The sequence below is a fragment of the Daejeonella sp. genome (assembly GCF_044342615.1).
GTDB lineage: Bacteria > Bacteroidota > Bacteroidia > Sphingobacteriales > Sphingobacteriaceae > Daejeonella.
In genome coordinates this window covers 1-13,990 of sequence record NZ_JBIIPN010000065.1, presented here as the reverse complement: position 1 = coordinate 13,990, position 13,990 = coordinate 1, and the positions used below count along the sequence as shown (strand labels likewise).

15 protein-coding genes are annotated in these 13,990 nt (G+C 32.4%); 14 read left to right on the top strand and 1 reads right to left on the bottom strand.

Translation table 11 applies throughout. From position 1 onward, the window contains the following. The 14 genes from ACIQ0D_RS07300 to ACIQ0D_RS07235 form a co-directional block, all read left to right on the top strand. A partial coding sequence (locus tag ACIQ0D_RS07300; RefSeq protein WP_395804198.1) for a type I restriction-modification enzyme R subunit C-terminal domain-containing protein occupies positions 1 to 991 on the top strand: 991 nt, incomplete at its 5' end. A 105-nt stretch (positions 992 to 1,096) separates the two neighbouring features. Further along, entirely contained in the window at positions 1,097 to 2,494 is a 1,398-nt protein-coding gene (locus ACIQ0D_RS07295) for a hypothetical protein (protein WP_395804196.1), read from the top strand. A 460-nt stretch (positions 2,495 to 2,954) separates the two neighbouring features. Next, the gene (locus tag ACIQ0D_RS07290) at positions 2,955 to 3,179 is read left to right on the top strand and encodes a hypothetical protein (RefSeq protein ID WP_395804194.1); all 225 of its coding nucleotides are present in this window, start codon (positions 2,955 to 2,957) and stop codon (positions 3,177 to 3,179) included. Positions 3,180 to 3,302: 123 nt separating this feature from the next. Then, entirely contained in the window at positions 3,303 to 4,112 is an 810-nt protein-coding gene (locus ACIQ0D_RS07285) for an ATP-binding protein (RefSeq protein ID WP_395804192.1), read from the top strand. Beyond that, positions 4,112 to 5,089, top strand: coding sequence for a DUF3871 family protein (locus tag ACIQ0D_RS07280; protein ID WP_395804190.1), 978 nt, complete (start codon positions 4,112 to 4,114; stop codon positions 5,087 to 5,089). The genes ACIQ0D_RS07285 and ACIQ0D_RS07280 overlap by 1 nt, the downstream gene beginning before the upstream one ends. Before the next feature lie 3 nt (positions 5,090 to 5,092). Next, on the top strand, positions 5,093 to 5,329 hold the full coding sequence (locus ACIQ0D_RS07275) for a hypothetical protein (protein WP_395804188.1): 237 nt from the start codon (positions 5,093 to 5,095) through the stop codon (positions 5,327 to 5,329). A 321-nt stretch (positions 5,330 to 5,650) separates the two neighbouring features. Beyond that, positions 5,651 to 6,565 (top strand): hypothetical protein, encoded by a 915-nt coding sequence (locus tag ACIQ0D_RS07270; RefSeq protein ID WP_395804186.1) that lies wholly within the window; start codon positions 5,651 to 5,653, stop codon positions 6,563 to 6,565. 72 nt (positions 6,566 to 6,637) lie between these two features. Continuing rightward, the gene (locus tag ACIQ0D_RS07265) at positions 6,638 to 7,084 is read left to right on the top strand and encodes a hypothetical protein (protein WP_395804184.1); all 447 of its coding nucleotides are present in this window, start codon (positions 6,638 to 6,640) and stop codon (positions 7,082 to 7,084) included. A gap of 69 nt (positions 7,085 to 7,153) precedes the next feature. After that, entirely contained in the window at positions 7,154 to 7,735 is a 582-nt protein-coding gene (locus ACIQ0D_RS07260; RefSeq protein ID WP_395804182.1) for a hypothetical protein, read from the top strand. Positions 7,736 to 8,256: 521 nt separating this feature from the next. After that, positions 8,257 to 8,631, top strand: a complete 375-nt coding sequence (locus tag ACIQ0D_RS07255) for a hypothetical protein (protein WP_395804180.1) — start codon at positions 8,257 to 8,259, stop codon at positions 8,629 to 8,631. A gap of 63 nt (positions 8,632 to 8,694) precedes the next feature. Beyond that, positions 8,695 to 9,366, top strand: a complete 672-nt coding sequence (locus ACIQ0D_RS07250; protein ID WP_395804178.1) for a DUF1566 domain-containing protein — start codon at positions 8,695 to 8,697, stop codon at positions 9,364 to 9,366. After that, positions 9,329 to 10,147, top strand: coding sequence for a DUF2971 domain-containing protein (locus tag ACIQ0D_RS07245; protein WP_395804176.1), 819 nt, complete (start codon positions 9,329 to 9,331; stop codon positions 10,145 to 10,147). The genes ACIQ0D_RS07250 and ACIQ0D_RS07245 overlap by 38 nt, the downstream gene beginning before the upstream one ends. 311 nt (positions 10,148 to 10,458) lie before the next feature. Beyond that, positions 10,459 to 11,196 (top strand): DUF1566 domain-containing protein, encoded by a 738-nt coding sequence (locus ACIQ0D_RS07240; protein ID WP_395804174.1) that lies wholly within the window; start codon positions 10,459 to 10,461, stop codon positions 11,194 to 11,196. A 148-nt stretch (positions 11,197 to 11,344) separates the two neighbouring features. Then, positions 11,345 to 11,788, top strand: coding sequence for a RadC family protein (locus ACIQ0D_RS07235; RefSeq protein WP_395804172.1), 444 nt, complete (start codon positions 11,345 to 11,347; stop codon positions 11,786 to 11,788). Positions 11,789 to 12,427: 639 nt separating this feature from the next. Here the strand turns inward: ACIQ0D_RS07235 and ACIQ0D_RS07230 are convergent. Next, the gene (locus ACIQ0D_RS07230) at positions 12,428 to 13,468 is read right to left on the bottom strand and encodes an NHL repeat-containing protein (RefSeq protein WP_395804170.1); all 1,041 of its coding nucleotides are present in this window, start codon (positions 13,466 to 13,468) and stop codon (positions 12,428 to 12,430) included. Between the last annotated feature and the right edge of the window lie 522 nt (positions 13,469 to 13,990).

Genomic DNA, 13,990 nt, shown 5'->3' with positions numbered 1-13,990 from the left:
AGATTTGTTACATCAATCCATTAATCAATTAGACAAGTCGCGTTTTCAAGTGGGCATGAATCTTAAATATGTAAATGAATTTGAAAATAGAGCTAGATGGAATAATTTAGACAGCAACGACGTTCATTTAATAGAAGAACACCTTTCTGATTTACCTGTTCCAGAGGTGGTTAATGAAATGGCTAGACGTTTTGATTTGATGATGATCAAGCTTCAATTATCTACCATAATGATATCTCTTTCAAAGAAAAAATATGAAGAGGCATTAATTGATATCGCAGAAGGGCTTAGCACAAAATATACCATCCCTGTAGTACTCAGATCTAAAGCTTTGATTGAGAGCATTAAAAGACCTGGTTTCTATAAAGGGATATCTCAAAAGAAATTGGATGAAATAAGAGAAGAACTAAGGGAGCTGATACAATATTTAGAAGCCAGCTCAAAAGTGATTATTTACTCTGATATACAGGATTCAGAAATATCTCTCAAGTTAAATGAACCTTTATTGGTTTCTAATTATGGCAACACCTACAGAAAAAGAGTGGAAAGCTATATCAGGGAGAATAAATTTCAATTAACCATTTCTAAATTATCTACTAACCTACCAATTACACTTGAAGAGCTTAAATTGTTAGAAGATTTATTGTTTGATGGCAATGAAAGAGGTACTCGTGAAGATTTTATTAAAGAGTATGGTCAAGAACCTTTAGGAATCTTTATCAGGAGTATCATAGGATTAGATATCAAGGCAGCTCAGGAGGCATTTGCAGATTTTATCAATAGAGGAAATCTAAGGGCTGATCAAATGACCTTTATACAAAACATCATTTCCTATCTTACCAAGAATGGCGTAATAGAACCAAGCATGCTGTTTGAATCACCATTTACAGATATGAACGACCAAGGCTTAATAGGCATTTTTAATGATGGTGATGCTCATCAAGTCATCAACATTATTAAGAAAATCAAGGAAAATGCAATGATTGCCTAGTAATAAATGATTAAATCTAAGTTTATAACTCTATTGGTAGACTGACAACTTCTTTTTATTTTACATCAATGTTCTGTTAAATCAATTTAAAATAGACTTAATATAATGATAGAAGATGTTTATTGGGAAATTCCAGACAGTGTTGATTTAGAAGGCTTTTTAAAAAAGCATCCTCCTGAATTTAAATATAAAATTGATCATTTCTATTATATCATTGATTACATTTCCAGAGCAATGGAAATGCAGGATTTAGATGATAATGGTGGGTTTGTAAACATCAATGCTGCTGAGCTCCAAAAAGCCAATCATAATTATAAGCTCTATCTAGATCATTTACTAAAGCATCACTTCCTGCGTACAGATATGAAATATATCGTGGGAAAGAAGTCATTTGGCTTTCTGATAAATCTGTATAAATCTCATAAAGCCACCACGCAGAATATAGAAATCACAGATTGGACAATCAGGAGGAATAAAATTGCTGAATATAAAGCCTCACAAGAGCAGCTTAAACAAACTACCAAATCCTATCCACATTTAGCTAAATGGTTTAATGAAAAGCTTCAAATTGATGTCCAGGGAGCAGAACAAGAAGTTGAAAAGCTATTCCCTGAGCAAAAAGGAGCAATTAGAGGAACAAGGAAAGGAAAATCAGGCATTTGGAATAAACGCTATAAAGCCATGTATTCCATACATAAGTTTGCCAAACAAGAATTCTATTATGGATTAGATGATAATGTAGGAAGATTCCACACCAACCTAACCAATATTAAAAAAGAACTAAGAAACTACATCACTTATGATGGAGCGAAGCTTGTTAATGTAGATATTAAAAATTCTCAGCCCTTATTTAGTACATTATTACTAGATAAAAACTTCTGGAATAAAAAAGGCAAACTTATTTCCATCCTTAACACACCTCTTCAATCTTCTCCACCTTCATTAATTAATAATACATCTTCCAATCCTTCATCATCCTCCAATCCTTATTCCTTTTCTATTACTATTATTATGATAGTAGAACTCTTGGAAAGCATTGATAATAAGGTATTTAAGCAATATATAGATTTTGTTGACTCAGGTAACTTCTATGAAAAAGTATCAGGTTTATTGTACCCAAATGAAGTTTTTGATAAGAAAAAGGTTAAAGAAATGGTTTATACCGTATTCTTTTCAAGCAACAGGTTTATGGGTCAGCCTGGAGCACGACCTAAGAGAGACTTTAAACGCAATTTTCCTGAAGTTTATGAACTATTCAGATTAATCAAAGTTAAAAATCACAGATTATTAGCTCGTATTTTACAACGAATTGAGAGCACCATCGTAATTCATTATGCAGCTAAACGCATTGCAGAAGAGAAACCCAACCTTCCAATTTTCACGATTCATGATAGCATTGCTACTACTATAGGTAATGAAGATTATGTTGCATCCGTAATTGAAGAGGAGGTGCTTAAGCTTACAGGCTTAAAAGTAAAACTAGGTAAAGAATATTGGGATTAATTTTCTTTATGTAAGGGAACGGTATAACTATGCCTTCCAACAATTTACCCTACTTATCACAAATTTCATTACCTCACTCTCATAAATAATAATATGGCATTAAATCTAATTTTTTTTCAAAAATCAGGCTTTAATAAAATGCCCACTATCCTCTAATTTTTTTAATTAGATACCCCCCCATTAAAATTTCAGAATAATCAAATTGATTATAGGTAAAAAAGAGAAGTCTAATCCCTCTCAAAACCCCACCTACAATTCGAGACCTCGATATACCCCCCTAGGTGCTATCACAGGAGGCTCATTAATCAAATTTTTCACCCTTATAATCATTATTAAAATGGTAACAGTAAACAATTATGTCCTGCGTAATCGCAAGGATGGTACTCAGTTCGTAGCACTTGAGCTTGTAGGTGGTCTTGAGCTAATTAAATCTAACACAACTGACAAATTCTATGCAACAATGCGTAAATGCAGTGTTCCCTCCACATTTGATGAGGACACTGCTAAACAATTCATTGGTTCTCAACTTCCTGGTCAAATCGTAAAAATCGAATGTGACGCTTATGAATTTCTGAACAAACGTTCTGGCGAAATCATGATGCTGAACTACACTTACGCATATCAAGCTTCTGAAAATGAAGTGGCAGTAGGTAATACACGTGTAACAGATCTTGAGCTAGCCTAAATACATTGCTTAGTATGTTCCCCTTTCATGCTTAGCAATATTCTCTCATAAGGGGGAAAGACGGAGATATAGCCCTTGAATGGGCACTCCTTCTTTTGTTTTTTCACTTAAATCCGTACATATATGAATTTACAAATAGCACAACGCAGAAATGCCAAAATGAAAATGGCATTAATGGGTCCTAGTGGATCTGGAAAAACCTATTCAGCCCTTTTATTAGCCTACGGCATCACTAAGGATTGGTCTAAAATAGCTGTAATAGATACAGAAAATCATTCAGCTGATCTGTATTCCCACCTGGGACCTTATTATGTCTGTCCTTTGACTGCTCCATTCACTCCTGAAAGATATATTGAAGCAATTAAGCTTTGTGAAAAATCTGGAGCAGAAGTGATTATCATTGATAGTATTAGTCAAGAATGGGAATACCTACTAGACTATCATTCCAATTTACCAGGTAATTCCTTTACAGCATGGAGTAAAATTACACCACGCCATTCAGCCTTTATTCAGGCAATCATGCAATCACCCGCCCATCTCATTCTCACCTGTAGGACTAAACAAGATTATGTCCTGACAGATAAGAATGGTAAACAAGTCCCAGAAAAGGTTGGATTGAAATCCATTCAGCGTGATGGTATTGAATATGAGTGCACATTGGTCTTTGATTTAGACATTAAAAACAATGCTAGCACCTCAAAAGATAGAACAGGATTATTTCAAGGTAAGCCTGAACAGAAGCTTAGCTCTTCTACAGGAGAACTTATTGCTGAATGGTGTAATACGGGTCTTTCAGAAGAAGTGATTGTAGAGCAGATTAAACAAGTATCTAACATCAAAGATTTGTATGATCTATACAAACAGCATCCATCATTTCAAGAAAGCCTTAAACCCAAGTTTGAACAACGAAAACAACAATTAACAAATTATTAATGGAAAATACACTCATAAGATTAGATCCTGTTGAAGAAATACTCACAGAACAACCTAATTCAGCATTTATTACAGCAAATTCATTATCCTGTTCTCTAGAAGAAATCAGGAGACTTCATCACATTCCCGTATTTGTGAAAGATAATGAAGCAGCTATATCACAAGTAGATTTTATTGATACTACGGTAGACTTAATATCAGACCTATTTAGAAATGAACGGATTCTTGCTCCTCAAATAAGATTATCCCATCCAATCAAGGGTAGAATTCCAGAAGCTAAGAACAAAAGTGCTTCAGAACTAGAGGAATATGAGAAAACTATCTATTATGAACGTATGGCTTTCACTATTGAAATTCCATCTATACAAGAAGATATCAATGGAAATAGACTATCGCTTACCGTTGGTGGTGTGAAAGCTTATAATCTGGAAAATCTGAATTCTACCAGTGGATCTGATCAGCATTTCAAAGTGTTCATTGGATTCCAAAATAAGGTTTGTACCAATATGTGCATTTCAACAGATGGTTATATAGGTGACCTAAAGATTAAGAACCTAAATCAGCTTAGAGCATCTATGGATTACCTATTTCAAAGCTATGCAGCCGCTGAACATTTAAGTCAACTCAAGAGGTTTACAAATTATAGTCTAACGGAACAGCAATTTGCTCTCCTTATAGGCAGATGTAGAATGTATCAGCATATTCCTAGAGCACTAAAAGATCAAATTTTCCCTGAAAGCCTTTCATTAACGGATACACAAATTGGCTCTGTGGTAAAAGATTATTACTGGGATCAGAATTTTGGTTCTGATAGCTATGGAACATTGAGCCTGTGGCAATTGTACAATCTCTTCACTGGGGCTAATAAGAGCTCCTACATTGATAGTTTCTTGGATAGATCAGTAAATGCACATGAATTCATTAAACAGCTCCAATATGGGCTAGAAAACAAGCAAACCAATTGGTTTTTAAACTAAATTATGAATAGAAAACTATCATTTTATGATGAAAGAACACTCCTTCTGATAACAAGAAGGGGTGTTTTACGACAATTACATGTTCCTTTTCAAGTGAAAGCAACCCAAGCCATTGGAATCATTAAAGAAGGAACAATTGTATATGTAGAAGCGGTGGCTCAGCATAAGGAGCATAAAATTATGTATCGAGTGTTGAATCAATGGATACCGTATTATAATTTTCAGATTATTATTCAGTAGACAATAAAAATGTCTTGATTTAGAACTTTCTAAAGCCGTTTAATAAATTTTTTAAACAAATATTTCGTTTTACGGGTTCCCGTAAGTTATTGTCATTGAATTGAATCAACTTTGAGTTAAATAGTTATTTGCGAATTAATTAAATGCCTAAGCATAATAATGCGTTATAATCTGCTATCTCACACGAATAACACGATTTTTTAAGGTATTAGAGAAAAAATATAGGTTTAAGAAACGAAGATCAAAAAATTGTACTGACATTAACTTCCGAAGCACAAAAGTGCTTTTTTAGCAATTTCAGCGTGAATAAAAGGATAAATAATGAATGTAATTAAAAAAGTATTATTTGTGTGTGCATATCTTATCTCAGTAAATCTATTTGGTCAAAACAAATCAGATTTGGTTGGTGAATGGAATGGTAAAATAAAGGATAGTTCGGGTGAATTTGAATATAAATTAAAGCTTGAAAAGCAAAATTCAGGTATTATTACAGGCACATCAGTTTCGAAAAACTCAAATTTCTATTGTGAAACTCGTGTCATTGTTACTAAACAAGGAAACAAATACATTGTAAGCGAAACAGAAATAATTAAAACTAACTACTCAAATAGACAAGAGCTTTGTTTACTTAAATTGGACCTTTCAATATCTGATAATAAATTAATTGGTAGTTATGAGCCAATAAAAAATAATGCCAATTGTTTATCTGGTCTAGTAAGCCTTATTAAATTAAATATTTCAAAAAAAGCTAGAGCCACTATTGAGACAAATAAAGTATTGCCAAAAATAGCATTATCTCCACCTCAGCAAATAGTAGATAACGTTGAGAACAAATTGAATCTACAATCAGCAGAAAAATTAAAAAAAGATTCTATAACTCCTAATTTGAATCAAAGGGTCGTAAATATTTTAAAAGTAATTGAACTTGATGAAAATGAAGCTGAATTGATCATTTATGACAATATGACTATTGATGGTGATATTATCACATTGATTGATAATGATGTTGTTATATACAATAAGGTAACACTTACTAAAAAACCAATCATCTATAGAATTAATAATAGCAAAACAAATATACATGTATTAAAATTTTATGCCGAAAATCTAGGAAGTATCCCCCCTAATACTGGTGTATTAAAGGTAAAGTCAAAAAGCTCTGAAATTATGGCAAATTTTAACTCTGATTTGCAGAACACCTCATCGATTAAAATAATTCTAAAGAAGATGAAATAGCTTTTACATTTTAAAAACAATTAAATAAACTTTTTACAAACAAATCAATTTTTTAACTAAACAAAAAAACAAATGAAAAATTTATTAAGAATTCCATTATTCCTTCTTGCAGTAATCTTGTTAACTTCTGCAATTCCTCCAATTAAAAGTGACAAAGTTGCTCCTAGTGAACCCAAAGATGGCATCACATTAAGAGAGATCTTAAAGCTATCCCCTAAACAATATACTGAAATCACTGGAGAAAAATTATCCTTTAAGGATAAACTTGCTTTTTCTTATATGAAGAAAGAATTAAGCAAAAATGAATCTTTGGATTTAGATAAAAAAGTAGATTTAAAGGCCGCAGTTTCTAATGGTAGTGGAAACTTTGATTTAGGTGGCTTTATTATTGGATTTTTGCTAGGTATAATTGGTGTAGGCCTTGTTTATATATTTAGTACTGATTCAGCAATGAGAAGTTCTTCATGGAAGGGTTTTGGAGCTTGGATAATCCTCCTTTTATTATTTTTTGGAATTTAACAATTAATTATTAAAAAACACTTCGAGAGTCTTTCTTGAAGTGTTTTTTTGGTAAAATCGCTATATACTATGCTCAAAAAAAATCTTTTAGCCTTTTTTATAATCCTAACTTATTTTCAAGGATTTGGCCAAAACAATATTGCAATTGTAAACAAGATTCAAGGATTTTACATTTTTACAGATTCTCAACCAATTTCTGATTATGAAGTCGTGGGGGAAGTAACAACAGAAAGTCACAATGACTCTGAAATAAATAGGTCAAAAGGACAGTACCAGCCAATCAGAGACTTTTTAATAAATGCTGCAAGAAGAGTTAACTACACTGCAGATGGCTTAGTTTTTTCATTAGTAAATGGTGGAAATGACAAAGCGCTAATTATTAAATTTAAAGAAAAATCAGCTAATAATAGCCATTCAAAAGTAAATCAATATCAAGGTGTTAATGTTTTTGTAGATAGTGAACCTTTAAATGAATATGAATATATAGGTAGTGTCTTAGATAAAGGGAAATCAAATATTTTCCAATACAGTGACTTGAGAGACAAGCTAATTGTGACCTGTAAGAAGGAAATTGTTAACTCCAAGGCAATTGTTTTAAAATTAGTATATGGAGGAACTGACACAGGTGATGTTATTAAATTCAAGAATTAATTTCCTCAAATCAAAGATTTATAATTTAGGCTCAATTAATACATTTATAGCCATAAGTGTTATCTAAAGAGTCCAATTGTTATAATACTTTTCTAATTGAATTAAATCTCTAACCAAATTTTCAAGAAACTCAGATCACTTTGCCCAATTAAATGTGATGTTTAAGAGACACATTTTTTAAGTTCTTATACCATGTTAAAATTTAATATCACAATACAAAATCAAATCACTGAATAAGTAACAATTATGAAAATTTTACATTTTATTTTACTTTCTATTACCCTTATTGGCTGTAAAAAATCAGATGATGGTGGAGTTGATCAACAACCATCCTCAGGAACAAACTAACTCGCAAAACATGGATAAAATGAGTGATTTTATGTGAAATAACGTAGATAACGCAATATGTTTAGGAATAAGTGAAAAAATAAAATACATTTACTTTATTTATTAAACATCAAGAAATTTAATTTATTATTCAGCTAAAATCGGCTTTTGGTTGATTAATAGTTTAATAAACTGTGAAAAGAAAATCTAGAAAGAAAAAAATGTTAATAAAATATATGCAACAAAATAATAACCTATTATTTACGCTTTCAATTGTATCACTATTTTTAATATCGTGTGGCAATAATACATCAGAAGGTAATACTTCGGAAAATAATTCATCAAATGAAACTCAAAAAACTGAATGTATAGGAGATCAAAATTGTATTAGTGACGTTAGAAATAACTTCACAAACACAAATAAAACAATCTTAAATGAATCCTATGAGGGTGAAGGTATCTTTAAAATTACTGCCTTAGACCCTCAAAGAGGAGTTACTTTTAATGCTACTGTAAAGACGGATTGCAATTGTACTGTTTTAGATGTTCAAATTTCAGATATTGATTGATAATTGAATTTTTTTTCACAGAAAAATAGGTTATCCAATGATTAATTTTTAATAAATAGCAAAATGTCAAAAAAAAGTAATATCGATGTAAATAAAATTGTAGATGCAGGAAGAGCAATTAAGTCTATATTTCATGCAGTATTAATACTATTGAGTTTGATTGTCCTTTTATTGATTGTTCTTAGTGATTCAAGAGATCCTGAAACAATAAAAAGCACATCCATTATTGCTGGAATCATTAGTTTGACTGTTCATATTTTTATTCTATATAATCTTTACAGAGCTGGAGATAATTTAATAAATGTCGAAACGATTCAAGAAAATTATACAATAAATGCTGATGAGCTACTTTCAAAATTAAACGTCAATAAATCTCGTACGGGGGAATTTGCTGATGGAGGCATTATTGTGTATACAGATGAGAACAACCAACATGGTTTAATTTGTTCTTATGATGATTTGGGTACGGCAAATTGGGTCAATGCTTTTAAGATGTGTGAAGAATATGAAGGAGGTGGGTTTTCAGATTGGCGTTTACCTAATAAAGATGAAATCCAACTGATTCATAAAATGTTATGCAACAAGACAGATATTATTGAGTTTAATGGGCATTATTACTGGAGTTCAACTGAGAATAAAGATTCTTATGCATGGCTAGAAGGGTTTAAAAAACCTGAGTGCGGCTACACAAAAAAAAATGGAAAATATTTTGTTAGAGCAGTTAGGTCATTCTGATTTTCAAAATATGAAGAAAGAAATACTTAAAAAATTTAAAAAACATGATAAGGTATCTGGGGAAATTACTCGTTTTACGCAACTGGATAATGTTCTTGATTTTGTGTTGAATCATCAATTGCATTTTTCACCTTTATCAATATTTCCTGACCATACAGAAGGTAAAAGTTTAAAACAAGCAACTTTATTAGGTAATGAAAAAGAAATAAATGGACAAGAAATCCCTCATTACATTCGTAGAGAAATTCTCTACGCATCCTGTTGGCATTTTGGGGATGAAAAATTGTACATGTGGGATATTTACGGAAGAGATAAGAATTGTTTGGCTATTCAATTAAATCTTGATAATTTATTAGAAAATGTATTTGCGCCAGGCAACTTTTTGTTTAGTTCGAAAAATCTTGATGAAGGTTTTAATAATAAAGATAGTAATGCTGAAAAAGTTGAAATTTCTAGTTTTCATTTTGGCAAACTTGAATATGTTGACTTAGTTAAAAAAACAGTCAAATCAAATCTTTATATCGGAAGATTTAAAGATAAAGCTTTTGAACACGAGAAAGAGTTACGCTTTTTGTTCCGCCAGAATTATAAAGGCAATCAACCCGTTGGTTTAAAGGATTTAAAATGTAGATTTTTAAAGAACGCTGAACAAAATTTGAATGTAAAAGTAATTATTAGTCCTTATGCTCAAAAAAATTATCTCGAATTTATAACTAAGGCTTTCCAGGAATATAAAAACATTGAGGTTATCGCTTCTAAATTCACTACTTTATTTAGATAGCGATTGATATTGGTAATTAGAAAAGCCTAATAAAACATTTGAAATGTTTGAAGTCTTGAAATAAACATTTATTTTCGTTATATATAAATAATTAAAAATATGAAATTAAAATATTGGACATTAATTGCTTTTTTGGGAACTATCATAGAAATACTTGTCAGAATAGATAACATTCTAAAAACCCCATCCCATTCTACGACTGAGATTTATGGGATACCTTTAGATACAAGAAATTTTTATATACTGATGTTAGTACCATCATTAACGCTATCGCTCTTTTTGATTAACCTATACAGAAAGCAAAATTAATTATGTCAAAACAGAACATTGAAGATATTCTTGATACAAATGATAGTAAGAATAGAGAGTTAATAGAATCAGAAAGAGGAAATCCTACCAATGCAAACTTTGAAAAAATAAAAAATGCTGGCAAATCATTAAAAGTTATCGTAAAAGCGATCCTGATAATGCTTGTATGTTTTTTCATATCAGGTTTTTTAGTTTTAGCTGCTAATGGTGATTCGGCTGAAGTAGAGATGATCAAAGTCGGCTACGCTTTGTTGGTATTATCTAGTTTAATATTGAATATCATCATTTTAGTTAATCTTTATGATGCGGGAAATAATTTAGCCATGGTAGAATCAATTAGTGATGATTCAGATATTAAAGAAAAACATATTTCAGTGAATGCATCACGCACAGGAGAGATAGCAGAGGGAGGTATTATAGTCTATACTGACCAAAATGGAGAACATGGTTTAGTTTGTTCTCTTAATGATTTAGGTGAAGCAAATTGGGATGATGCTAAAATGCTTTGTGAAGCACACTCGGAAGCTGGATTTACAGGCTGGCGTTTACCTGACAAAGATGAACTCAAAATGATATTTACTAATGTATACATGAAAAGAGGTGATTTTGAGGGAAATAACTATTGGAGTTCTACCGAGAACGGTACTAGCAATGCATGGTACCTGGATTTTACCAATGGAAGTCAGAATTATTTTAGCAAGAACTACAAACCCCATGTTCGTGCTGTTAGGATCTTTTAAATATCCTTACAACTATTTATGTACAAAAGAACATAGAATTCTAATTTTCTAATTAAATTGTCCATTTATCTTAGCTTTTAAATCAAATTTTATTCTTAATTCAATCAAGCCCATGCCCACCAGCACTGGGTTTTTTTATTTAAACCCCATGACAACAGAAACATTATCAGAAATACATGTGAGCTATAAACCAGGTTTAGCTGGCTCAAAAATAGTTAATAGCTCAAATGCGGCATTCGACATCCTTAAGAAATTATTCCCACAAGAAACTATATGCTTGCAAGAACAATTTGTTGTGCTCTATTTAAACAGAGCTAATAAAGTGCTAGGCTCTTATCAGCTCTCAAAAGGAGGCCTTACAGGCACTGTTGCAGATGTTAGACTAATCTTATCTGTAGCATTAAAAACTCTCGCCTCAGGGCTTATATTAGCTCATAATCATCCATCAGGAAATCTTAAACCATCTGAAGCTGATATTGGATTAACAAAGAAAATTAAGCAATCTGCTAAATTAATGGATATTGAACTATTAGATCATATCATAATCTCTAGTGAAGGCTATTACAGCTTTATAGATGATGGTGTTTTATAAATTTTCAATCAATTCTTTATTCTTAAACCAGGTCATGGTTTGCAAATAGTTTGCACATAAACTAAAAAAGTGTTTCTATACATCCAAAAACATTGATTATCACCTGCCTTACAAGCAGGGGGTCACTGGTTCGAACCCAGTATCTCCCACGAATCCCGAAAGAAATTTCGGGATTTTTTTTGTGCTTTTTTTAGGTGTTTTTCAGAAGTTTGGTCAGTTTATTGACTTGGAATTTATATATTTTTTTAATTGTAGAGGAGTCATAAGACTCCTAACATTGAACAATCCGTAGAGACGCTGCGCTTAACTCTACAGACAGGAATGCCTTTTCAATAGCATTCTTTCACAAAGAACAAATCATTATTCCATTCTATAAATCTTAAATCAATCTGCGAAAATTTGTGTATTTCTGCGGCCGAGAAATGCTAGCTCCCGCAGAGTTAGCAGATGAGCGCAGAGAAGCATTTAGTGTTCTGAAAGTATGGATTATGAGAAAGAATATACTAAAAATTCCCCACATTTCCAAATCAAAACACTAAATGCGTTTTGCTTAATCTTTAAATTGTAGATCAGAGGAGTCTGGAGAACCTCTTTATTTGCTAATCCGTAGAGCTACGTTTAACTCTACAGGGGTGTTTTTTATTTTTCCCATTTTTGGATGCGACGATTGTTCTTATCGGCTATGTAAATATTTCCCGCTTGGTCAACAAATACCCCTTGTGGATTACTTAGTAGGTTAGAACTAGAACCCTCTACGGTTCCACCAGCAACGGTAGTTCCACTACTTGCATTCGGTGCCCATTTCTGGATTCTATGATTTCCAAAGTCCGCAATAAACATATTTCCTGAAGAATCAAAAACCAGATTTGTCGGACCGGCTAGAAAATCAGCAGCATTGCCAGGTTTATTTTGACCTGCGATAGTAACTCCAGTTGTAGATCCTTGAGTCCATTTTTGAATACGGCAATTTTGATAATCTGATATGAAGATTGTGCCATTCGAGTCTACATATACATCTTTTGGCCATTTTAATTGATTGGCTGCATCACCTGGGTGAGGGTTGTTTAATGTTGGTGCCATACCAGCTACTGTCGATCCTGTTGTAGCACCTGGCACCCATTTTTGTATTCGACTATTACCTTCATCAGCCACATAAATATTATCTGAAGCATCCACAAATACAGCTGAAGGCGTGCTAAACTGATCATTGTTAGTACCATTTAAAGGTCCCGTCGGCGACATGCGGCCAGCAACCATGATTCCACTTGTGGCTCCCGCAGTCCATTTCTGTATACGATGATTCCCGCTATCTGCAATGTAAATTGTACCATTTTTATCAACAAATATTCCTTGTGGATTATTTAACTGATTCAAACCATAACCTCTTCCGTTCCCACCAGCGACAGTGGTTCCACTTGTTGCGCCTGGCACCCATTTTTGTATACGATGATTTCCAGCATCTGCAACGAAAATGTTTCCTGAAATGTCTACAAACACGTCAGCAGGTTCACTTAATTGATTAGCAGCAGAACCTGCGCCATTTCCTCCAGCAACTGTGACTCCAGTTTTTTCTTTAGTGATTACAGTTTTTTCATTTGCGGATGAATTTGAACTATTGTTTTTTTCACACGCACTTATTGGGATTAAAATAAAAATTGTAAGTTTTAAAATATTTTTCATAAAATTTTGTCCTACTCATTTGGCTTTTCGGATGACGCCCCGTTTTTTTGTGGTCTCTTGATTCCACATTTAAACAAACAAACTTATTTCGCCAGTATTGACTTTGTGTACGAAAACTTTTAGATGTTCAAAATTCAAAACTAAAAGAACTATTCAAAACGAATAAATATTTTAATGTTAATCGTGTGTCAAACATGTTATTCCAACTCCCACCGTCCATAGATTTCACCGTAACGATCTCCACGGATTAACAAATATTGAGAGTCTCCTGATTCGATCTAATTTATTCTATTTCAGATTTTTAAAAAAAACTTTTTGCGCCTCTGCGCCTTTTCAATAGCATTTTTTCACAAAGAACAAATCATTATTCCATTCTATAAATCTTAAATCACTCTGCGAAAATTTGTGTATTTCTGCGGCCGAGAAATGCTAGCTCCCGCAGAGTTAGCAGATGAGCGCAGAGAAGCATTTAGTGTTCTGAAAGTATGGATTATGAGAAAGAATATACTAAAAATTCCCCAC

Bases quoted from the DNA above. Each gene is read 5' to 3' on its own strand.
- ACIQ0D_RS07295 (WP_395804196.1), top strand. From the start codon at position 1,097: ATGATAGAAGATGTTTATTGGGAAATTCCAGACAGTGTTGATTTAGAA.
- ACIQ0D_RS07275 (WP_395804188.1), top strand. From the start codon at position 5,093: ATGAATAGAAAACTATCATTTTATGATGAAAGAACACTCCTTCTGATA.
- ACIQ0D_RS07280 (WP_395804190.1), top strand. From the start codon at position 4,112: ATGGAAAATACACTCATAAGATTAGATCCTGTTGAAGAAATACTCACA.
- ACIQ0D_RS07235 (WP_395804172.1), top strand. From the start codon at position 11,345: ATGACAACAGAAACATTATCAGAAATACATGTGAGCTATAAACCAGGT.
- ACIQ0D_RS07260 (WP_395804182.1), top strand. From the start codon at position 7,154: ATGCTCAAAAAAAATCTTTTAGCCTTTTTTATAATCCTAACTTATTTT.
- ACIQ0D_RS07285 (WP_395804192.1), top strand. From the start codon at position 3,303: ATGAATTTACAAATAGCACAACGCAGAAATGCCAAAATGAAAATGGCA.
- ACIQ0D_RS07245 (WP_395804176.1), top strand. From the start codon at position 9,329: ATGGAAAATATTTTGTTAGAGCAGTTAGGTCATTCTGATTTTCAAAAT.
- ACIQ0D_RS07270 (WP_395804186.1), top strand. From the start codon at position 5,651: ATGAATGTAATTAAAAAAGTATTATTTGTGTGTGCATATCTTATCTCA.
- ACIQ0D_RS07250 (WP_395804178.1), top strand. From the start codon at position 8,695: ATGTCAAAAAAAAGTAATATCGATGTAAATAAAATTGTAGATGCAGGA.
- ACIQ0D_RS07265 (WP_395804184.1), top strand. From the start codon at position 6,638: ATGAAAAATTTATTAAGAATTCCATTATTCCTTCTTGCAGTAATCTTG.
- ACIQ0D_RS07230 (WP_395804170.1), bottom strand. From the start codon at position 13,468: ATGAAAAATATTTTAAAACTTACAATTTTTATTTTAATCCCAATAAGT.
- ACIQ0D_RS07290 (WP_395804194.1), top strand. From the start codon at position 2,955: ATGCGTAAATGCAGTGTTCCCTCCACATTTGATGAGGACACTGCTAAA.
- ACIQ0D_RS07240 (WP_395804174.1), top strand. From the start codon at position 10,459: ATGTCAAAACAGAACATTGAAGATATTCTTGATACAAATGATAGTAAG.